Genomic DNA, 23,090 nt, shown 5'->3' with positions numbered 1-23,090 from the left:
GATGCTGCTCGCGAGCGCGAGGGAAGAAGCCCCCTGGAGTCCCACCCTCTTGCATTGCCTGCGTCACCGCGCGAGCACTCAGCCCGACGCCATCGCCTATACGTTCGTGGGCGACGACGCATCGGACGAGACGCGCATCACGTACCGGGAGTTGGACCGTCGCGCGCGCGCCATCGCGGCCTCCCTTCAGCGGATGGATGCGGCGGGCGAGCGGGCCATCCTCCTCTACCCTCCGGGGCTGGACTACGTGGCCGCCTTCCTGGGCTGCCTCTACGCCAACGTCATCGCCGTTCCGGCCTACCCGCCCGACATCAGCCGCCTCAACCGCTCACTGCCGCGGCTCCAGGCGATCCTCACCGATGCCCGGGCGTCCATCGTGCTCACCACCGAGATGATTCTCTCGCTGGTCGACTCGCTGGAAGAGCAGGCGTCGCAGCTGAGGGACCGCCGCTGGCTGGCCACCGACCTCCTGGAGGCGGGCTGCGAGGACGGCTGGCGAGAACCCGAAGTCACGGGGCAGACGCTGGCCTTCCTCCAGTACACCTCCGGGTCCACCGGCACGCCCAAGGGGGTCATGCTCACGCACGGCAACTTGGTGCACAACTCGCACCTGATTGGCCTGGGCATGGAGCTCCGCGAGGGGTCCGTAGCGGTGAACTGGCTGCCGCCCTATCACGACATGGGGCTCATCGGCGGCATCCTCCAGCCGCTCTACAACGGCTTTCACGGCGTGCTGCTGTCCCCCATCACCTTCCTGCAACGGCCGCTGAGTTGGCTCCAAGCCATCGAGCGGCACCGCGGCACCTGCGCGGGCGGTCCCAACTTCGCCTTCGACCTCTGCGTGCGGAAGACCCGCCCGGAGGAGCGCGAGCAGTTGGACCTGCGCACGTGGCAGGTGGCGTTCTGTGGCGCCGAACCCATCCGGCCCGAGACGCTGGCCCGCTTCGCCCGCGCCTTCGAACCCGCGGGCTTCCGGCCCGAGTTCTTCTATCCGTGTTACGGGCTGGCCGAGGCCACGTTGATCGCCGCGGGCGGCGTCAAGGCGGAGCCGGTGCGGACGGGCCACTTCGACGCGCGGGCACTCCAGCACGGCCAGGGCGCCCCCCGGGACGAGGGCACCGGGCAGGACACGGTGACGCTCGTCAGCAGCGGCACCCAGCTTCCCACCCAGTCGCTCGTGGTGGTGGATCCCCAGGCGCGCACGCTCCAGGCCGACGGAGAGGTGGGGGAGATTTGGATGTCCGGGCCCAGCGTGGCCCAGGGCTATTGGGGACGCCCCGAGGAGACGGAGCGGGTGTTCCAGGCCCGGCTGGCGCGAGGCGAAGGGCCCTTCCTGCGCACCGGGGACCTGGGCTTCCTCCGTGACGGCCAGCTCTTCGTCACGGGCCGGGCCAAGGACCTCATCATCATCCGTGGCCGGAACCACTATCCCCAGGACCTCGAACAGACCACCGAGCAGAGCCACCCCGCGATCCGCCCCGGATGCAGTGCCGCGTTCTCCGTGGATGTGGACGGAGAAGAGCGCCTGGCCGTGGCGTTCGAGGTCTCCGCCCGCCAGGAGGCTTCGCCCGACGAGGTGGCCACGAGCGTCCAGCAGGCCATCGCCGAACACCACCAGCTCGGTGTCCACGCGGTGCTCCTGCTCAAGGCGGGGGCGCTTCCCAAGACGTCCAGCGGCAAGATTCAGCGCCACGCCTGCCGCGCGGGCTTCCTGGACGGAACGCTCGAGCTGATCGGTGCGTGGCGCAACCCAGCCGCGCAGGAGGCGCCGTCCGAACAGGTCGCCGAGGCCCTCCACCCGCCCGGCACGCCCGCGTGGCTCCGGGCCCGGGTCGCGGCCCTGCTCCGCGTGAGCCCGGCGTCGCTGGACACCCAAGCGCCACTCACCCGCTACGGTCTGGATTCACTGCAGAGTTTGGAGCTGCACTCGGAGCTCGAGCGTGAGCTGGGCATCGTCCTCCCCCTCTCAGCCCTGCTCCAGGGTGAGAGCCTCGATGCGCTCGCCCGCAGACTAACGGAGGCCACGCCCGCGTCCGAGCCCAACCCCGGACCCGCGCCGCTCACGGGCCCACTGCCGCTCTCATACGGTCAGCAGGCGCTGTGGTTCCTGCATGCGCTGGCGCCCACCAGCGCCGCCTACCATGTGGCGCGCGCGGTTCGCGTCCGCTCCGCGTTGGATGTCGCCGCCCTGCGACAGGCGCTGCACGCATTGATGGAGCGGCACCCCGCACTGCGCATTCGCATCACCTCCGAAGCGGGACAACCGCGGCAGGAAGTGATGTCTCCCGTGGAAGTGCCGCTGCGGGTCGAGGACGCGTCCGGACACGATGAGGCGTGGCTTCGGGAACGCGTCACCGCCGAAGCGGAGCGCCCCTTCGATCTGGGCCAAGCCCCTCTGTTCCGGGTCCACCTGTGGACCCGCTTGGATGCGAATCCCATCCTGTTGCTGACCCTGCACCATGCGGTGACCGACTTCTGGTCCCTGGCGGTCATGGCCGGCGAGCTGGGCGCGCTGTACGCGGCGGCGCTGCGCGGCCGCCCCGCCGTGTTGCCACCGCTCCCACTCACGCCCATGGACCACGCACGCTGGCAACGCGAGGCGCTGGCGGCGAGTTCCAGCGCGCCGGGCTGGGCTTTCTGGAAGCAGCAGCTCGCGGGGAAGCTGCCCGTGCTGGAGCTGCCCACGGACGCGACACGGCCGCCCCAGCAGCGCTTCCAGGGAGCCTCACGCGGGCTGCGGCTCACGCCGGCGCTCACCGGGCGGCTGCGCGACCTGGCGCGCGAACACGAGACCACGCTCTACACGGTGCTGGTCGCCGCGTTCCAGGCGCTGCTGCACCGCTACACCGGCCAGGACGACCTCATCATCGGTTCGCCCGCCTCGGGACGCACCCGCGCCCGGCTTTCGGGCCTGGTCGGGTATTTCACCAACCCCCTGCCCCTCCGAGCCCGATTCACCCCGGGCCTGCGCTTCGACACCTTCCTCCAGCAGGTGCGCGCCACGGTGCTCGGTGCGCTCGAGCATCAGGACATCCCTTTCCCCGCCCTGGTGGAGCAACTCCAGCCCAAACGCGATCCAGCCCGCTCCCCCATCTTCCAGGCGATGCTGGTGCTTCAGAAATCCCACGTGGGCGCGGACCTCGGGCTGGAAGCGCTCGCGCTGGATGAAGCCGGAGTCGTGGTCTCGCTGGGCGAGCTTGACCTGGAGGCCTGGCCCCTGAACCGGGGCAGCGCTCAGTTCGACCTCAGCCTCGCGCTTGCGGAGACGCGCGAGGGGCTCTGCGCGTCCATGGAGTACGACACCGCCCTCTTCAAGGCCGGCACCATCGACAGAATGCTCGGGCACCTGCGTGTCTTGCTGGAAGCCGTCACCACCGCGCCCACCCTGCCCATCGACCAGGTGCCGCTGCTCACGGAGGAGGAACGCGCCCAGTTCCTGGACTGGAACGCGACGGCGCACGTCTACGAGGCGCCACTCACGCTGCACGGCCTCTTCGAAGCCCAGGCGGCCCGGACACCCGAGGCGGTCGCGCTGTGCTTCGAGTCGGAGACGCTCACCTACGGCGAGCTGGACCGCCGCGCCAACCAGCTCGCGCACCACCTGCGCGGGCTCGGCGTCGGCCCGGAGCACCGCGTGGGCGTGTGCCTGGAGCGCTCACTCGAACTCGTGGTGTCCTTGCTGGGCGTGCTCAAGGCGGGCGGAGCCTACGTCCCCTTGGACCCCAGCTATCCCCAGGAGCGTCTGGACTTCATGCTGCGCGACGCGGCGGTCCGGGTGCTCCTCACGCAGCAGCGGCTGGCGAAGGTGTTCACGGAGGCCGCTGTCACGCGCGTGTTCGTGGACGCGGACGAGCGCGCGCCCTTCCAGCACGCGGAATCCCCGCGCCGCTCCGCATCCTGGAGCGAGTCACTCGCCTACGTCATCTACACCTCCGGGTCCACGGGGCGGCCCAAGGGGGCCATGAACACCCATGCGGGCGTCCGCAATCGCCTGCTCTGGATGCAGTCGGAGTACGGCTTGAGCGCGGACGACCGCGTCCTGCAGAAGACGCCGCTCAGCTTCGATGTCTCCGTCTGGGAGTTCTTCTGGCCGCTGATGACCGGAGCGCGGCTGGTGCTGGCGCGGCCTGGAGGACACCAGGACCCCGCCTATTTGAAGCAGCTCATCCAGGACGAGGCCATCACCACGGCGCACTTCGTTCCCTCCATGATGCAGGCCTTCCTCGCGGAGCCCGCGGTGGAGCAGTGCGCGAGCCTGCGCCGCGTGTTCAGCAGCGGTGAGGCGCTCTCGCCGGAGCTGCGCGACCACTTCGTGGCGCGGCTGCCGGAGACACGGCTCTACAACCTGTACGGCCCCACCGAGGCCGCGGTGGACGTGTCCGCATGGGACTGCCACCGCTCGCTTCCCTCCCGCACCGTGCCCATTGGCCAGCCCGTGGCCAATACCGCGTTGTACGTCCTCGACACGCGGCTCGCGCCCCTGCCCGTGGGCGTTCCAGGAGAGCTCTACATCGGCGGCGTGCAGGTGGGCCGTGGGTACCTGGGCCGCCCGGATTTGACCGCGGAGCGCTTCGTGCCGGATGGCTTCGCGCGCGAGGAAGGCATGCGCATGTACCGGACGGGTGACCGCGCTCGCGTGCTCCCGGACGGCAGCCTCGAGTACCTGGGCCGGCTGGACCACCAGGTGAAGGTGCGTGGCCATCGAATCGAGCTGGGCGAAATCGAAGCCACGCTGGAGCAGCACCCGGCGGTCCAGCAGGCGGTGGTGCTGGCGCGCACGGCAGTGGGGGACGACGTCCAATTGGTGGCGTTCATCTCGCACCTGGGCCACGCCCCCACGCCAGCAACGCTCCGGGACTTCCTGGCCGAAAGGCTCCCTGGGTTCATGGTGCCGTCCCGCATCGGCATCCTCGATGAACTGCCGCTCGGCCCCAGTGGCAAGCGGGATCGCCTCGCGCTCGCGTCCGTCCAGGTGGAGTCCTCGGACAACGGGCTGGAATGGATGGCCCCCCGCACGCCCACCGAGCTGACGGTGGCCCGCATCTGGAGTGACGTCCTCAAGCGCGAGCGCATTGGCGCGAACGATGACTTCTTCCAACTGGGAGGCCACTCACTGCTGGCCACCCGGGTCGTCGCCCGGCTTCGCGCCATCCTGGGCGTGGAAGTGCCGCTTCACACCTTCTTCGCGGCCCCCACCGTGGCCGCTTTGGCGGAGCGGCTCCAGTCCTGCCGGAGTGGAGGCCCCAAGCCGCCCCCCCTGCACCGTCGCTCCGAGCCGGGCCCCGCGCCCCTGTCCTTCGCCCAGGAGCGGCTGTGGCTGTTCGCCCAGATGACGGGCCCCACCGCCATCTACAACATGCCCAGCGCGGTGCGGCTGAAGGGCACGCTCGATGTGCCGGCGCTGGAGCGCGCCCTGGGCGACGTCGTGCGGCGGCACGAAGCCCTGCGCACCGTGCCACGTGTCGAAGCCGGCGCCGAGCCCGTGCAGGTGGTGCTGCCGGCGGAGCCCCTGACGATGCCCCGCGTGGACCTGCGGGCCATGCCAGAAGAACAGCGGGAACCCAGGGCCGAAGCACTGGCCCGTGAAGAGGCCGCGCTTCCCTTCGACCTCGACCAGGGCCCGCTCCTCCGCGCGCGGCTGCTCCAGTTGGAGGACACGCACCACATCCTCCTGCTGACCCTGCACCACAGCGCCTCGGACGGCTGGTCCATGGGCGTGTTCGCGCGCGAGGTAAGCCAGCTCTACGGCGCCTTTACCCGTGGCGAGCCATCCGGCCTGCCGGAGCTCCCGGTGCAGTACAGCGACTACGCGCTCTGGCAACGCCGCTGGCTGGAGAGCGGCGAGCTCGAGCGCCAGCTGCGATACTGGGAGCAGCGGTTGGATGCGCTCCCCCGACTCCAGCTCCGCACGGACCGGCCCCGGCCTACGGTACAGCGTCACCAGGGGCGCAGCCGCCGCTTCCTGCTTCCCCAACCGCTGGTGGAGCAGCTCGAGGCGCTCGGCCGAGCGGAGGGCGTCACCCTCTTCATGGTCCTGCTCGGCGTCTACAACCTCGTCCTCCATCGCTATTCGGGACAGGACGACATCGTGGTGGGAACGGACGTGGCCCACCGCAACCCGCCGGAGGTCGAAGGGCTGATTGGCTTCTTCACCAACCAGTTGGTCTTGCGCGCGGACCTGTCCGCGAACCCCACCGTCCGTGAGCTGCTCGCGCGCCTGCGCCAGGTGACGCTCGATGCGTACGAGCATCAGGACGTGCCCTTCGAACGGCTGGTCCGTGCCCTCAAGTCCGAACGGGACGCGGGGTACGCGCCCCTGTTCCAGGTGAAGCTGGTCCTCCAGAACGCGCCGCCGCCGCTGCTCACGCTGCAGAGCCTCCACACCCACGTGATGGACGTGGAGGGTGGCGAGACGGCCCGCTGGGACCTGCTGCTCGACTTCAGCCCGGGCCCCGAAGGCCTGTGGGCCCGGGCCGAGTACAACACCGACCTCTTCGACGACGCGACCATCGTTCGGCTGTGGGAGCATTTCCTGCTCGCCGCGCGGAGCGTGCCGTCCTCATTGGCCCGCCCCATCGCCACGCTCCCGCTCCTGCTGCCGGCGGAGCAGGAACTCCTCGCCCGCTGGAACGACACGGCCACCGGATACCCCCGCGACGCCACGATTCAGGCGTTGTTCGAAGCCCACGCCGCGGCGACTCCGGACGCGGTGGCGTTGACGTGCGAGCACCACCAGCTCACCTATGGCGCGCTGAACCAGCGGGCCAACCAGGTCGCGCACCACCTGCGGGCGCTCGGCGTGAGCGCAGGAGCCCGGGTAGGGCTGTGCCTCGAACGCTCGTTGGACATGGTGGTGGCCCTGCTCGGCATCCTCAAGGCCGGCGGCGCCTACCTGCCGCTGGACCCGACGTTCCCCCCCGAGCGACTGGGTTTCCTCGTCCAGGATGCGCGCATGGCGGCGCTCGTCACCCGTTCGGGTCTGGCGGACGAGCTGCCCGTCCAGTGGATTCCCGTGGTGAGCCTGGACGAGGACGCAGCGGCGCTGGCGGCCCGCCCCACGGCGAATCCCACCCCCGTCTGCAACGCGGAGCACGAGGCCTATGTGCTCTACACGTCCGGCTCCACCGGCAAGCCCAAGGGCGTGGCCGTCCCACAGCGAGCCGTCGTCCGCCTGGTCCGGAACACCCACTACGTCCACCTGGGGCCGGACGAGACGCTGCTCCAGTTCGCGCCGCTCGCCTTCGATGCGTCCACCTTCGAGGTCTGGGGGGCCCTGCTCAACGGCGCCCGCCTCGCCATCCATCCCCCCACCACGCCGTCGCTCGAAGAGTTGGGAAGCTTCATCGCCCGCCAAGGAGTGACCACCGTGTGGCTCACCGCGGGCCTGTTCCATCAGGTGGTGGACCACGCGCTCGAGTCCCTGGCGTCCGTGCGACAGCTCCTCGCGGGAGGCGACGTGCTCTCCCCCGCGCACGTGCGACGCGTGGTGGAGCGGTACCCGGGCTGCCGGGTCATCAACGGCTACGGCCCCACTGAAAACACCACCTTCACCTGCTGCCACACCGTGTCGCCGGACGAGCCGCTCGTGAACGCCGTGCCCATTGGCCGCCCCATCTCCAACACGCGCATTCATGTGCTCAACGCGGCACTGGAGCCGGTTCCCGTGGGCGCGCCTGGCGAGCTGTGCGCGGGCGGTGACGGTCTCGCGCTCGGCTACCTCAACGACCCCGCGCTGACGGCGCAGCGTTTCATCCCAGACCCGTTCAGCCCCGTGCCGGGCGCACGCCTGTACCGCACGGGGGACCGGTGCCACGTCCTGCCGGATGGGCGGGTCGAATTCCTCGGGCGCGTGGATGAACAGGTCAAGCTCCGCGGCTTCCGGATTGAGCCAGGGGAAATCGAGGCGGCCCTCGCGCTCCATCCCACCGTGCACGAAGCGCGGGTCATGGCCCGGGAGGACGGCCCCGGAGAGAAGCAACTCGTCGCCTACCTCGTCGCCAGGCCGTCCCGGGAACTCCCGCCAGCGGAGGACCTGCGGCGCTACCTCCAGGCGCGGCTGCCCGTCTTCATGGTGCCCTCCGCCTTCGTGACGCTCGCGGCCTTTCCCCTGACGGCGAACGGCAAGGTGGACCGACGCGCGCTCCCCGCGCCCACGGGCCCGGAGCGTGCGGCCTCCGAGCGCTACGTCGCCCCCCGCACCGCCGACGAGGAGGTGCTGGCGGGCGTGTGGTCCGAGGTCCTGGGCGTCGACACGCCAAGCCTCCACGACAGCTTCTTCGACGCGGGCGGGGATTCCATCCGCGCCATCCAGTTCGTGGCCCGGGCCGCGGAGCGCGGCCTAAAGCTGTCCGTGGCGATGCTCCTGGAGAACCGGACGCTCCAGGCCGTGGCGGAGGCCCTGCGCGCGGGGAACACCACCGAGGGGCCCACCGCGCCCACCGCGCCATTCGACCTCGTCCGCCTCGTGGACCGCGAACGGCTCCCCGCGCACATCGAAGACGCGTATCCCCTGGCCGCGCTCCAGGGCGGAATGCTCTTCCAGAGCCAGCTCGACACGGCCGCGGCGCTCTACCACGACGCCTTCAGCTTCCACCTGGAGCTGGACCTGGACGTGCCCGTCTTCCAGGCGGCCCTCCAGCAAGTGTTCGCGCGGCACACCGCGCTCAGGACCTCGTTCGAGCTGACGCGCTACTCGGAGCCACTCCAGTTCGTCCACCGCCAGGTGGAGCCCGTGCTGGCGGTTCACGACCTGCGGCACCTCTCCACCGAGGAGCAGGATGCGCACCTCGAAGCGTGGCTTGAGGAAGACCGCGCGCGGCCCTTCGACTGGAGCCGCGCGCCGTTGATGCGAGTCACACTCCACCTGCGCACGTCCACCACCGTGCAGCTCAGCGCCACCTTCCACCACGCCATCCTGGACGGCTGGAGCGTGGCCACCTTCTTCACCGAGCTGCTCGCGGACTTCGTCACCCTGCGCGGTGACAGGTGTCCGGAGCGGACAGCACCGGCGCTCCCCTTCCGCGAGTTCATCGCGATGGAGCGAGAGACACTCCAGTCCCCAGCGGTCCAACAGTTCTGGGCGCAGCAGTTGGACGGAATGGAGGTGACGTCCGTCACCCGAACCTTGCCGCCCCCGCCCGACGCGCCAGCACGGGGGCTCTCCCAACATCCCGTGCCCCTGGCCGCGTCGACGCACGCCGGGCTCCAGCGGCTCGCGCGTCTGGCCGCCGTCCCCCTCAAGAGCGTGCTGCTGGCGGCCCACCTCCGCGTCCTCGGCGCCGTCTGTGGCACCACCGACGTGGTGACGGGCCTGGTCAGCAACGGGCGCCCCGAGGTGCGCGACGGCGAGCGAACCCTGGGCCTCTTCCTCAACAGCGTCGCCTTCCGGCAGCGCTTGGGCGGCGGCACCTGGGTCGACCTGGTCCGCGAGACGTTCGCCACCGAGCGGCGCCTGCTGCCCCACCGGCGCTACCCCCTGAGCCGGCTGCAACACCCGCGCAGCGGACAACCGCCGTTCGAGGTCCTCTTCAACTTCGTGCACTTCCATGTGTACCAGGGCCTGCTGGGCATCGAGGGCGTGCGGCTCGTCAGCCCGGTCCGCTCCATTGAGCGCCTGGACCTGCCGCTGGCCGCCATGTTCGGCGTCGATCCGGTGACTTCCGAGCTCCAGCTCTCATTGCACCATGACCCACGGAGGCTGGACGCTGGCCGCGTACCCTGGCTGGCGGAGTGCTACGCGCGCGTACTGGACGCCATGGCGGCCCAGCCCCAGGAGCGCCACGAGCGCGTCTGCCTGCTCTCCCCCGCCGAGCGCGAGCGCGTGCTGGTGGATTGGAACGCCACCCGGGATCCCCTGCCCGAAGACACCTGCGTCCACCACCTCGTGGAGACCCAGGCCTCGCACACGCCCGACGCACCGGCCGTCACCTTCGAGGAGCGCTCCCTCACCTACCGCCAGTTGGACGAACAGGCCACCCTGCTGGCCCGGCGTCTCCAGTCCGTGGGCGTGGGGCCCGACGCGCGTGTCGCCATCGTGTTGGACCGCTCGCTGGAGATGGTGGTGGCGATGCTGGGCGTCCTGAAGGCGGGCGGCGCCTACGTGCCGCTCGATCCCGCCCACCCCAAGGCGCGGTTGGAAGCCGTGTTGCAGGAAGCCCACCCGGCGGCCGTGGTGACCCGGCGTGAGCTGGCGCCGAACCTGCCGGTTCGCGCGGTCCCAACGCTCCTCGTCGAGGACGCCCCCGAGCACCCGCTCCCTCCGCTGACGCGAGGCGTGGCGCCGCGAAACCTCGCCTACGTCCTCTACACCTCTGGCTCCACGGGCCGGCCCAAGGGCGTCATGGTGGACCACGGCAACCTGGTGAATCACTTCGTCACGCTCGACGAACGGATTGAGGCGCGGCCCGCGGGCACCTGGCTTGCCGTCACGCCCTACACCTTCGACATCTCCGGAGTCGAGCTGGTGTGGACCCTGACGCGCGGCTTCCACCTGGTGATTCACCCCGAGGAACGTCACGCCCGCCGTTCGGTGGCCGAGCAGATCGAGCACCACGCCATCACCCACCTCCAGTGCACACCGTCGCGCGCCTCACTCCTGCTCCAATCCCCTGGGATGGCCCGCGCGTTGGCACGGCTCCGGGTACTGGTGCTCGGCGGTGAAGCCCTGACGCCCGCGCTGGCGGCGGAGTTGCGCACCCGGCTCACCGGGCGGCTGTTGAACATCTATGGCCCCACCGAGACGACCATCTGGTCCACCACCCACGCGGTGGAGGCGAGCGGCCCCACCGTCCCCATCGGCCGGCCCGTGAGCAACACCGAGGTGTACATCGTGGACGCGCACGGCACGCCCGTGCCCATGGGCGCCGCGGGCGAGCTGCTCATTGGCGGAGAGGGCGTCTCGCGCGGCTACCTCCACCGGCCGGAGCTCACGGCGGAACGCTTCATTCCGAATCCGTTCTCGTCCCGCCCGGGCGCCAGGCTCTACCGGACGGGCGACGCATGCCGGTATCAGCCGGGCGGCGTCCTCGAGTTCCTCGGCCGCCTCGATCAGCAGGTGAAGATTCGCGGCTACCGCATCGAGCTGGGCGAGGTCGAAGCCGTGCTCCGGGAGCACCCCGCCCTCCGAGAGGCCGCGGTCGTGGCGAGAGCCCAGGATGACGACGCCGCGAGACTGGTCGCGTACCTCGTTCCGTCCCAGCGGGACACCCCACTCGAGAACCTCCAGGCGCTGGTGGCACACGTCCGCGCGTTTCTCCGGGAACGGCTGCCGGAGTACATGGTGCCCTCGGCCTTCGTGCCCCTGGAGGCCCTCCCCCTCAACGCCAGCGGCAAGGTGGACCGGCAGGCGCTTCCGCAGCCTTCGTCATCCCTGGCCGAGCAGCGCCCCGCGTACATCGCACCCACGGGGCAGCTCGAAATCGACATCGCCGAGGTCTGGCGCCAGGATTTGCGCCTCGACGTGGTGGGCCGCGACGAGAATTTCTTCGACCTGGGGGGCAACTCCCTGCTCGCCGCGCGCATCCAGGCGCGGCTGACGGAGAAGCTCCAGCGCACGGTGACGCTGCTCGACATCTTCACCCACCCGACCGTGGGCGCCCTGGCGCGGCACCTGTCGGCGATGCCCGAGGCCCCGGCCCTGGCCCTGGAGGCGCAAACCCAGCGGCAGAAGGAAGGCCTGGGCCGGCTCAAGCGCCTGGCGAAGAGGGTCAAAGGCGATGAGTGACACGCGGGAGTCCGTCCCCGACGGCATCGCCATCGTCGGGCTCGCGGGCCGCTTCCCCAAGGCCCGCGACATCGAGGCCTTCTGGGAGAACCTGCGAGCGGGCGTGCGCGGCATCTCCACGTTCACCGACGCGGAGCTGCTCGCGGCCCACCTGCTGGCCGAGCACGTGCATCACCCCCGGTACGTGAAGGCGCGCGGCGCGCTGGAGGACACCGCGATGTTCGACGCGGCGTTCTTCGACTTCAACGCCCGCGAGGCGGAGCTCACGGACCCGCAGCACCGTCTGTTCCTGGAGAGTGCCTGGGAAGCGCTGGAGGACGCGGGTTACGACTCGCGGCGCTACCCGGGGAGGATTGGCGTCTTCGCGGGCGCCAGCATGAGCACGTACCTGCTGGACGCCCTGCGCGGTGGCGCGGCCCTGCCCGAGGGCCTGCTCCAATTGGCCATTGGCAATCTGAGCGACTTCCTGTCGACGCGTCTCTCCTACAAACTGGACCTGCGCGGCCCCAGCGTGAGCGTTCAGACCGCCTGCTCCACGTCGCTGGTCGCCACGCACCTCGCGTGCCTGCACCTGCTCGCGGGCCAATGCGACATGGCGCTGGCGGGAGGCGTGTCCGCGCGGGCCCGGGAGGTGGGCGGCTACCTGTATCAAGAGGGAGGCATCTTCTCGCCCGACGGGCATTGCCGGGCCTTCGATGCCCGGGCGCAGGGGACGGTGGAAGGCAGCGGCGTGGGGCTGGTGGTGCTCATGCGGCTGGAGGATGCGCTGGCCGAAGGCGCGCACATCCGCGCGGTCATCCGCGGCACCGCCATCAACAACGACGGCCGCCAGAAGGTGGGATACACCGCCCCTAGCATCCAGGGACAAGCGGAGGTCATCGCCATGGCCCACCGGATGGCGGGGGTGGAGGCCCGCACCATCGACTACGTGGAGGCGCACGGCACGGGCACTGCGATGGGAGACCCCATCGAGTTCACGGCGCTGGTCCAGGCCTTCGGTGAAGACGCGCTCTCCGGCGCCTGCGCGCTCGGGTCCGTGAAGGCCAGCATCGGCCACCTCGACGCCGCGGCGGGCGTGGCGGGGCTCATCAAGACCACGCTCGCGCTCGAGCACAAGCAACTGCCGCCCAGCCTGGACTTCGAGCACCCCAATCCCCAGCTCGACTTCTCGCGTTCGCCGTTCCATGTGACCACCCGGTTGACCGCGTGGCCGGCGCGGGAGACGCCACGCCGCGCGGGGGTCAGCTCGTTCGGCATCGGCGGCACCAACGCGCACGTGGTGCTGGAGGAAGCGCCCCCGGTCGAGCCGAGCGGCCCCTCGCGAGACACCCAGCTCCTCGTACTGGCGGCGCGCACACCTTCGGCGCTCGACGCGATGTCGGACCGGCTGGCCCGGCACCTGGAGGCCCACCCCGAACTTCCACTGGCCGATGCGGCCTTCACCCTCCAGGTCGGACGGCGCGCCTTCACGCACCGCCGAGTCCTGACGTGCCGCGGCCGGGACGACGCGCTCGCCGCGCTGCGCGGACATCGGCCGCGCGAGGTGTCTTCCGGCAGCGCCGCTGACGGCGAGCAGACCGTGGCCTTCCTTTTCCCTGGCCAGGGCGCTCAGTACGTAAACATGGGGCGCGAACTCCACGAGCAGGAGCCCGTGTTCCGCCAGGCCCTGGACCGCTGCGCCCGGCTGCTCCTTCCCCATCTGGACCTCGATGTGCGGCAACTCCTCCACCCGTCCGAGGCGCGGCGGGAAGAGGCCGAAGCCTTGCTACGGCGAACCGCGTTCACCCAGCCCGCCCTCTTCGCGGTCGAGTTCGCCTTGGCCCAGCTTTGGGAGTCCTGGGGTATCCGCCCCGCGATGATGCTGGGGCACAGCGTCGGTGAGTACGTCGCCGCCTGCCTCGCGGGCGTGTTCTCCCTCGAGGACGCGCTGGCCGTCGTCGCAGACCGGGGCCGGCTCGTCCAGCAGCTGCCTCCAGGCTCGATGCTCAGCGTTCCGCTCCCCGCCGACACCTTGCAGCCGCTGCTGGGCGGGCGGCTGTCGTTGGCGGCCATCAACGGGCCCTCGCTGTGCGTGGCGGCCGGTCCTCGCGAAGAGGTCCAACGGCTGGAGCAGACCCTCGAGGACCGCGGGCACACCTGCACGTGGCTGCATACCTCCCACGCGTTCCACTCCGCGATGATGGAGCCCGCGCTCGCGCCGTTCGCCGCCCGGCTCGCGGACGTCCCGCTCCGTGCCCCGAGAACGCCCTTCGTCTCCAACCTCACCGGCCGTTGGATTTCCGCCGCCGAGGCCACCGACCCCGGCTACTGGGTGCGCCATCTGCGCGAGCCGGTGCGCTTCAGCGACGGCCTGAAGTGTCTGTTCGAAAGGCACGCTCCGCATCTGCTCGAGACCGGCCCTGGACGAACCCTGACCACCCTCGCGCTCCGCCACCCGGACCGCCCGGCCGGAAGCGTCGCGGTCTGCTCATTGCGGCCCCCCAAGGAGGAAGGCTCCGACACGACGTTCGTCCAGCAGGCCTTGGGACGACTCTGGGTCGCGGGCGTGGAGGTGAACTGGGACGGCTTTCACGCCGGAGGCCGCCGCCACCGCGTGCCCCTGCCCGCCTATCCCTTCGAGCGTCAGCATTACCTGCTGGGCGTCCAGGCCGCTGCGCGGCAAGCCACCACCGCCGAAGCGGCCTCCGTTGCGCCCCTGGCGAGACACGAGCGCCCGGGCATCGCCACGCCCTTCGTGGCACCGGGCACCGTGATCGAACGCCGGGTCGCGGGGATATGGGAGGAGAGCCTGGGCTTCTCGCCCATCGGGCGGCACGACAGCTTTTTCGAACTGGGAGGCCACTCCCTGCTCGCGACGCGCATCGTCTCGAGGCTCCAGGAGGAGTTCGGCGTCACGCTCCCGGTGGGGAAGCTGTTCGAGTCACCCACGGTGGCCGACATCGCGGCCCGCATCGAAGCGCTGGAGCCCACGACGAACCGCGAGGACATCCCGCGGCGCATGCCTCGGGAGGGAATGCGGGACCTGTCGTTCGCGCAGCAGCGGCTCTGGACCCTGGAGCAGCTCACGCCGGGAACCAGCGCCTACCACCTGCCACAGGCCCTGCGCCTGCGTGGCCCCCTCGATGTCCCGGCCCTCCAGGAGAGCTTCCAGCAGCTGGTACGGCGCCATGAGGCGCTCCGGACACGATTCCCCGCCACCGAGGGACGCCCCTTTCAGGAGGTCCTCACGAGCGCCCCGGTGACGGTGCGCACGCTCGCGCTCGACACACTCCCCGTGAGCGACCGTGAAGCGGCGCTGGAGCAATTGTTGTCCGAGGAAGCGGAGCAGCCGTTCGACCTCGCCCGGGGCCCGCTGATGCGCGTTGCCCTCGCGCGGCTGGCGCCCGATGAGCACGTGCTCTCGGTGACGCTACACCACATCATCGCGGACGGCGGCTCCCTGCGGGTGCTCACCCGGGAGCTTGCCGCCCTCTACACGGCGCTGCGGCGCGGCCACGACGCGGACCTGCCGGAGCTGCCCATCCAGTACGCCGACTACGCGCACTGGCAGCGGGACCTGCTCCAGGGGCCGGTGCTGGAAACGCTGCTCACCTACTGGAAGCAGCGGCTGGCTGGCCTTCCCTTGCTGGAGCTGCCCACGGATCGGCCTCGCCCCGCCGTACCGAACTTCCGCGCGGGGACCCATGCGGTGGCGCTGCCGCGTCCCGTGTCAGAAGCGGTGGAATCCATGGCGCGGCGCCACGGGGCCACACCCTACATGGTGTTGCTGACGGCCTTCAGCGCGGTGCTCGGCTGCTTCAGTGGACAACGGGAGTTCGCGATTGGCACGCCCATCGCGGGGCGGACCCACGCGAAGCTGGAGGGCCTGGTGGGCCTCCTGGTCAACACCGTGGTGATTCGAACCGACCTCACGGGAACCCCCACCGGACAGGAGCTGCTCGCGAGAGTCCGCGAGGCGGCGCTGGGCGCGTATGCGCATGCGGACCTCCCTTTCGAGAAGCTCGTGGAGGCGATCAACCCCGAGCGCGACGCGAGCCGCACCCCGCTCTTCCAGGTGATGTTCTCGCTCCAAGAGGAGACGGGCGGCGCGCACACCGTCGACAATCTGGGATTGGAACCCATCGAGCGAGGCACCCGGACCACTCAGTTCGACCTGACGCTCTGGCTGAGGCCCACGCACGAGGGCTACTCGGGCGCGCTGGAGTACAACGCGGAACTCTTCGAGCCAACCACGGTGGCGCGGCTCGCCCACGCCCTGGAACAGGCGCTGGAGCGCCTGACGGCCACACCGGAACGCGAGTTCACCGCGTTGACGCGGCCCCAAGGCAGGCAGTGGCAGGCGTTGCTCGCGGCGGCCACCACGTCCCCCGCGCCCGCCGCTCCCTTTCCTGGCGTGCATCAGTTCATCGCACGGCAGTCACGGATCCACCCGGAGCGCCTCGCGTTGATGGCACCGGGGGAGGTGCTCGGCTACGGAGAGCTCGACCGCCGGGCGACCCAGGTGGCGCGGGTGCTGCGCACGGCGGGTGTGGGCCCCGAGACGCGAGTCGCCCTGTGTGCGGAGCGCTCCGTCGACGCGATTGTCGCCATGCTCGGCGTGCTCAAGGCCGGAGCGGCCTACGTTCCCCTGGACTCCACCGCGCCCCGCGAGCGGCTGCTGTCGCTCATCGAAAGCGTCGAGGCGCCGGTGGTGCTCGTCCAAACCGGGCTCGCGGCAGGCGTATCCGGTACACCGGCCCGCGTCATCCAGCTCGACGTCCTGCGAGCCCAGGCCGCGCTCGAACCGGCGGTCCCCCTGGACGTCGACATGTGCCCGGAGAACGCGGCTTACGTGCTTCACACCTCGGGCTCCACCGGCCGCCCCAAGGGCGTCGTCGTGCCCCATGGCGCCCTGATGAACCATCTGCTGGCCGTGCAGCAGCGATACGGCCTGGGTCCCGAGGACCGGGTGTTGCACTTCGCCACGCTCAGTGTCGACGTCGCCGCGGAGGAACTCTTCCCCACGCTGGCATCAGGCGCGACGGTGGTGCTCTCCCCTCCCGGAGCAGCCCCACCCGTGGCCGAGTTCCTGGCGCTGCTCGAGCAGGCCACGGTCACCGTGGTGAACATCCCAGCGCCGTACTGGCATGAATGGGTGGAGGAGCTGCCCCGGCTTCCGGTCGCGATTCCGCCTTCGGTGCGCCTGCTGGTGACGGGAAGCCAGGCACCGTCTCCCGAGCGGCTGGCGCGCTGGCGCGAGCGTGTTCCCTCCCACATCCGCTGGCTCAACGCGTACGGCCCCACCGAAGCCACCATCACCGCCACGGTGTGCGAACCCACGGCGCGTGTGGAGGCCAGCCGGGTCCCCATTGGCCGGCCGCTGGCGGGAGGTTGTCTGTACATCCTCGACGCATCCGGGCACCCCGTTCCCGCGGGCGCGCCGGGAGAACTGTTCATCGGCGGCGCGGGCCTCGCGCGTGGATATCTGGCCCAGCCCGCGCTCACGGCGGCGGCGTTCGTGCCCGACCCCTTCAGTGGAAGGGAAGGCGCACGGATGTACCGGACCGGAGACCTCGCGCGGCTGTTGCCTGATGGTGATGTGGAGTTCCTCGGCCGCAGGGACCACCAGGTGAAGGTCCGGGGCTTTCGAATCGAGCTGGGCGAAGTGGAGTGCGCGCTCGAACAGCTCGCGGAGGTCCGAGAAGCGGTGGTGCTGCATCGGCAAGCACCCGCGGGCGACGGCCACCTGGAAGCGCACGTGGTCCCCGCCGTCCAGGGATTGGCAGAGGCGACGTTGCGCCTGCGCCTCGGGGCGACGCTGCCCTCCAGCCAGATTCCCGCGCGCATCGTGATGCGGGAGTCCTTGCCACGTCTTCCCAGCGGCAAGGTGGATCGCCGCGCGGTGTCCGGCTGGCAGGCCTCCGAGGCGCTCCACGCACCGCGTCCCCCGCCTCGCAACGCCACCGAGGAGACGCTGGTCCGGGTCTGGACGGAGGTGCTCAAGCGGCGCGAGGTTGGGATCCACGACAACTTCTTCGAACTCGGCGGTGACTCCCTCCTGGCCATCCGGGTCGTCGCGCGAGCGAACGATGCGGGATTGCGGCTCACCGCGCGCCAGCTCCTCCTCCATCAAACCATCGCCCAGCTCTCCGAGATCATCGGCGACCAACCCGAACCACCGGCACCCACTGCAGTGGGAGGGCCCATCCCGTTGACACCTTCCCAGCGGCGCTTCCTGGAGTCGGACGTGCCCGCGCCGCACCATTGGAACCGCTCGCTGCTCCTCGAGGTGCACGAGCCACTCCAGACAGAGGCGTTCCAGGAGGCGCTTCGCTTGCTGCTCGCGCGTCACGATGCGCTCCGGCTCCGCTTCGTGCGGCACGAAAGCGGCTGGAAGCAGTTCGACGCGGGAAGCGCCGCGACGCCCCCCTTCTCGCGCGTGGACCTGTCCTCCGTCCCCGACACCGCGCTACCTCCGGCCATCGAATCCGCCGCGCAGGCCCTCCAACGAAGCCTGACGCTGACAGACGGCCCGCTGTTCCGCGTGGCGGCCTTCGACCTCGGTGCCCACCGACCTGGAAGGCTGCTGTTCATCTTCCATTTCCTCATCGCCGATGGCGTGACCTGGGCCCTGCTCACCGACGAGCTTCAGGAGGCCTACCGTCAAATCCTTGAGGGGCAGTCGATCCAGCGGCCTCCAGCCCCGGTCTCGTTCAGGGCGTGGGCCGAACACCTGCACGCGCTCGCCCACACGCCCCGGTTGGAGCAGGAGGCAACGGCATGGCTGAGTCAGCTCGTAGGCGCGTGCGGGCGGCTCCCGCACGACCATCCAGGCACCAACTCAGAGGGTTCGATGCGCTCCGTGCGCATGAGCTTGCGCGAGGATGAGACCCAGCGGCTGCTTCAGCACGCCTCCGCGACGCGAAGCGGTCTGGAAGCCGTCTTGCTGACACCGCTGGCGCACACGCTCTCTCAATGGATGGGGGGCGCCGCCCTGCGCGTCGACCTGGGGCGGCACGGACGCGCGGAGCTGGAGGGGCTCGAACCCACGCGCACCGCGGGCTGCATGGCGGCGGACGTCCCTGTCCGGCTGGATGTCGTCGGCGCCAGCGGACTGTCCCAGGCGCTCGAGTGGGTGGCCAGCTCACTGCGCCAACTGCCCGGCCAGGGCCTGGGCCACGGATTGCTGCGCTACATGAACGGCACGGAGGGGCTGGCGCGGAGGCTGGGTGCACTGCCAGGCGCCGAGGTGAGCTTCGATTACATGAGCCAACGAATGCTGACGGAGAACCCTGCGTTCCGGCTCGCCCGTGAGTCGACCGGCACCGACCGGGACCCATCCGCCCGGCGGAGCCATGTGTTTCAGCTCATCGCCGCCGTGGTGGACGGCCTGCTGCAGTTCGAATGGCGGTACAGCAACGAATTGCACGAGCCGTCCACCGTGGAACGGCTCGCCGCCACCTACCTGGCAGGAGTGCGACACCTCGCCGAATCGCGCAGTGAAAGGAACACGACGCCATGAAGCAGATCATCGACGACTTCCATGCGTTGTATTTCGGAGCGCTTGTCACGCGGGAGTACCACGGCGGAGGCGAGCGGTGGATGGGAGTCCCCATCCGGAAGGTGCCGCATGACCTGTGGATCTACCAGGAGATCCTCCATGAGACGCGCCCGGACCTCATCATCGAAACGGGAACGATGTTCGGGGGCTCCGCGCTCTATTTCGCGCACCTGTGTGACCTCCTGGGCCACGGTCAGGTCATCAGCATCGACCTCGAGCAACGGGAGACCGTGCCCCGGCACCACCGCATCGAATACATGCAGGGGTCCTCGGTCGCGCCGGAAATCCTCGAGCGTGTCCGCGGCCGCATCGCTCCCGGAACCCGAACGATGGTGGTGCTCGACTCGGACCACAGCGCCGAGCACGTGCTCCAGGAGCTGCGCCTATACAGCCCGCTGGTGTCGCCAGGGCAGTACCTCATCGTGGAGGACACGAACATCGGCCACCCTCTGCACACGTTCCAGGTGGAGCGCGGGCCCATGGAGGCCGTCGAGGCGTTCCTCCCGACAGCGCCCGATTTCGAGCGGGACAGCAGCCGGGAGAAACTCCTCTTCACCAGCAACCCCGGCGGTTTCTTGAAACGAATCCGCTAGGTCTCACCCCGTGCGGCGCCTGGGCGAGCTTCGCCTCACGCGACGCCAGGCGGACGGTAGATGCACTTGGCCACCTGGGAGAGCGCCTGGAAGCCGAGGCGCTCGAGGATGGGCCGGCTCATGTCGCCCGCCTCGACATAGAGGTGCGCGATGTCGCGTTGACGCGCCACCTCGGCCCGCGCCGCCACCATGGCGCGGTAGAAGCCCCTGCCCCGGAAGTCCGGGAGGACCGAGCCGCCCCAAAGACTGGCGAAGGGCGCCCCCTCCTCGATGCGAATCCAACTGGAGCACACGGGCCGTCCTTCCGACCACCCCACGAAGATGCTCAGCGTGTCCGGCTGCGTCCGCAGCTCCTCCTTCAATGCGTCGTGCAACCATTGGCAGTCCTGACTCCAGACGACCTCTTGCACCTTCATGGCCGCCGCGAGCCCGGTGGCGTCGTCCACGCGCCGGATTTCGACGCCCGGAGGAAGCGCGGTCGCGGGCTGCGAGCGGGCCGTGTCGAGCACGACCAGCGTCACGTGCGCCTGAACCTCGAACCCTGCTCGGAGTAGACGCGTCTCCAAATCACTGGGGCTGTCCTGGGTGTAGACCTTCCACATGAAGGCGCGCCCCAATGAGCGGAAATACGCCATCTGTGCCGCGATGACCGCCTCCACGTTCTCTTCATCCGTGTGGGCCCAACACAGGGAATTGTCAAAAGGGGATGGCGAAGGCCCGAGGGCCCGGAGGAAGCCCTCCCCGCTCTCCATGCGCCACGCGGGGTCGGAGGACACCGCGCGCCGCCGGACGAGTTTCTCGAACCGCGCCAGGATGTCTGAAGAACTGGAGGCACTCATACGACACCGTTTCCTTCCGCCCTCGTGAGGTCCGCGGATCCAATCCGCGCGAGCAGCAACCACGCCGTCGAAACCCCGGCGAACAGCAGCCCGAAGAAGCGCATGCTGACGCGCAGCTCGACATAGTGGGTCAACATGCCCATGACGATGCCCGCGGGAGGGACGACCGCGAACAGGATGTTGTGAAGGCCCAACAGCCGCCCCTGGAGGTCCTGGGGACACGTGAGCTGGATGAACATCAGTGTCAGCCCGGCCAGGGTGGCGATGCCGAAGGAGCTGATGGCCAGCATGACCGCGGCCCCCAGCGGCGAGGTCGAATAGGAGAGGCCCACCTGCGCCAGTCCCACCACCAAGGGGGCGCACACGAGCCGCATGCCGGCCCACCTGGGCGCGGTCACCGCCAGCCCTGGCCCCATGCTGGAGCGGCCCCTCAGAAGCGAGACATAGCCCAGCAACGAGCCAAAGCCCGCCCCCGTCAGCACCAGCGCCAGGTCCCGTGCCGAACCTCGCAGTGCATCCTTCACGAAGAGCGGGAGGAAGACGTTCTGGAATGGCAGCGCGCACACGGCAATCAATCCCACCGCGCCGAACGTGGCGCGCATCCGTGGACGCGCCCACGCGAATCGCAGCGCCGCCCCCAGGGCTGGAGCCGCACGCGGCGCCACCTCCGGGGGAGGTGGTGGGGGTGAATCCAAGCGTGGCCGCGGACGCAGCACCACCAGCAGCACCACCAAGGGGAGATAGGAGACCGCGTCCGCGAAGAAGACCAGGCTGAGGGGCCCGACCGTCAGGATGGCGGCGGCCAGCGCGGGCCCGACCAGGCGTCCCAAGAACCCCGACATGCCCAGCATCGCGACCGCGTTCGAAAGCTGATGGCGCTCGACGAGCTCCGCGGACAGCGCCTGCTTCGCGGGCCGGTTGAAGGCATCCACCACCCCGTGTAGGACGAACCACACCGCCACGGCCAGCAGCGTGGCGAGCTCCGCGTGCACCATGATGGCGCTGACCACCGCGAGGACACACGCCAGGACCTCCGTCAGCAGGACCGTCCGCCGCCGGTCGTAGCGATCCGCCACCTGCCCCGCCCAGGCCATGCTCACCAGCACCGGAATGCTGGCGATGCTGATTAATGACGCGACCTGCGCCGCCGAATCCGCGAGCCGGGCCACCAGCCAACCGCCCGCAATCTCCATCATCCATCGGCCGGCGACGGAGATGTTCTCGAAGAACCAGAACAGCCAGAAGGGCCGGCTCACGAAGCCGGCGGGCGGCCCCCCGGGCAGGGCTGCCAATGCCAGGGCCGGGTCTCCCCGGCCGAGGGCCTCCCCGGCATGGGCGGGGGCGTCAGGAGAACTCACAGGCACCGCTGGACACTTTGACGGCCATGACAAGCCCTTGCATTGACAACCATTACACCACCCGCTTCAATGACAAAACAAACACTCCACCCCACCTAGAGCCACGACAATAGAAGCCACCCCGACCTGAATAGCAAGACACCCCAGACCGCCCAGGAATTTCCTCTCAAGAATTCAACCCACACAGAATTCTCCACGGCACCCCATGTCCAATCCCATCATCGAAGCGCTCGACGCGGCCATGATTCCCTTCCGTCGAACCCATGCGGGTGAGGCGCTCGCGCGTGTGGAAGAAACCCTGCTCATCAACACGGGGCGACAGCCCCTCCCACCGCTGCCGGCGCTGCAACGCCCGTCATTGTTCTACTTCCCGGGTCTGGGCACGCGCGGCTGGTACTCGGCCTCCGAGTACCCCTCGCTCGAATCCCTGGCCCGCCTCCTGAAAGAAGCCACGCCGATGCTGCGCGAGGAATTCCTGACGCGCGCGCACCAGGGCGAACTGCTGGCCTACGAAGAGCAGATGCCGGGCCGCTTCCCCACCCTCGACCGGCAGGACTGGGGGTCGCTCTATCTGCTCAAGGAGGGCATGCGGAACGAGACGAATTGCGAGGCCTGCCCCCGCAGCGCGGCCTTGATGGAGACGCTCTACCCTCAGTTCAGCCCGAGCGGCGCCTTCTTCTTCTCCGTGATCGGCCCGGGAACGAAGATTCCGCCGCACCACGACACGATGAACCTGAAGCTCACGTGCCACCTGCCGCTCATCGTTCCGCCCGACTGCCGGATCCGGGTAGACGGTGAGACGCGCGAATGGGTGGAGGGCGAGTCCCTGTTCTTCGACGACACCTTCCTGCACGAGGTGTGGAACAACAGCGACCGGCCTCGGGTCTGCCTGCTGCTCGACATCTGGCACCCCGGCCTCACCGCCATCGAGCGAGAGGCCATCACCGCGCTCGGCCGGGTGATGGGGCAGTTCATCAACCAGGGATACACCCCTCCCTGGTCGACGAATGGCCGAATCTTCGAGCACTGAGGCCTGGC

The 23,090-nt window shown here is 69.8% G+C and carries 6 protein-coding genes; 4 read left to right on the top strand and 2 right to left on the bottom strand.

From position 1 onward, the window contains the following. Positions 1 to 49 precede the first annotated feature (49 nt). From F8M74_RS01705 to F8M74_RS01695, 3 genes are read left to right on the top strand one after another with little or no spacing between them, the layout of a single operon-like run. Positions 50 to 11,722: a non-ribosomal peptide synthetase gene (locus F8M74_RS01705; RefSeq protein WP_240462274.1), complete on the top strand. Its 11,673-nt coding sequence runs from the start codon at positions 50 to 52 to the stop codon at positions 11,720 to 11,722. Further along, complete coding sequence (locus tag F8M74_RS01700; protein ID WP_141252779.1) at positions 11,715 to 19,223, top strand: non-ribosomal peptide synthetase/type I polyketide synthase; 7,509 nt, start codon at positions 11,715 to 11,717, stop codon at positions 19,221 to 19,223. The genes F8M74_RS01705 and F8M74_RS01700 overlap by 8 nt, the downstream gene beginning before the upstream one ends. Beyond that, complete coding sequence (locus F8M74_RS01695) at positions 19,220 to 19,855, top strand: cephalosporin hydroxylase family protein (protein WP_141252780.1); 636 nt, start codon at positions 19,220 to 19,222, stop codon at positions 19,853 to 19,855. The genes F8M74_RS01700 and F8M74_RS01695 overlap by 4 nt, the downstream gene beginning before the upstream one ends. 35 nt (positions 19,856 to 19,890) lie before the next feature. On the opposite strand, the gene F8M74_RS01690 is transcribed toward F8M74_RS01695, so the two are convergent. Then, a complete protein-coding gene (locus F8M74_RS01690; RefSeq protein WP_011554416.1) occupies positions 19,891 to 20,694 on the bottom strand; it encodes a GNAT family N-acetyltransferase in 804 nt (267 codons plus the stop codon). Further along, positions 20,691 to 22,052 carry an MFS transporter gene (locus F8M74_RS01685; protein WP_228559503.1) on the bottom strand — a complete coding sequence of 454 codons (1,362 nt, stop codon included), beginning with the start codon at positions 22,050 to 22,052 and terminating at the stop codon, positions 20,691 to 20,693. The genes F8M74_RS01690 and F8M74_RS01685 overlap by 4 nt, the downstream gene beginning before the upstream one ends. A 205-nt stretch (positions 22,053 to 22,257) precedes the next feature. On the opposite strand from F8M74_RS01685, the gene F8M74_RS01680 reads away from it, so the two are divergent. After that, the gene (locus tag F8M74_RS01680; protein WP_141252781.1) at positions 22,258 to 23,082 is read left to right on the top strand and encodes an aspartyl/asparaginyl beta-hydroxylase domain-containing protein; all 825 of its coding nucleotides are present in this window, start codon (positions 22,258 to 22,260) and stop codon (positions 23,080 to 23,082) included. The last annotated feature ends 8 nt before the right edge of the window (positions 23,083 to 23,090 follow it).

Origin of the sequence: Myxococcus sp. CA023 (genome assembly GCF_010998615.1) — a bacterium.
Taxonomy (GTDB): Bacteria; Myxococcota; Myxococcia; order Myxococcales; family Myxococcaceae; genus Myxococcus.
Note: the sequence above shows the minus strand (reverse complement) of the source record. Positions and strands in the feature narration are given on the sequence as shown.

Bases quoted from the DNA above. Each gene is read 5' to 3' on its own strand.
- F8M74_RS01700 (WP_141252779.1), top strand. From the start codon at position 11,715: ATGAGTGACACGCGGGAGTCCGTCCCCGACGGCATCGCCATCGTCGGG.
- F8M74_RS01695 (WP_141252780.1), top strand. From the start codon at position 19,220: ATGAAGCAGATCATCGACGACTTCCATGCGTTGTATTTCGGAGCGCTT.
- F8M74_RS01680 (WP_141252781.1), top strand. From the start codon at position 22,258: ATGTCCAATCCCATCATCGAAGCGCTCGACGCGGCCATGATTCCCTTC.
- F8M74_RS01690 (WP_011554416.1), bottom strand. From the start codon at position 20,694: ATGAGTGCCTCCAGTTCTTCAGACATCCTGGCGCGGTTCGAGAAACTC.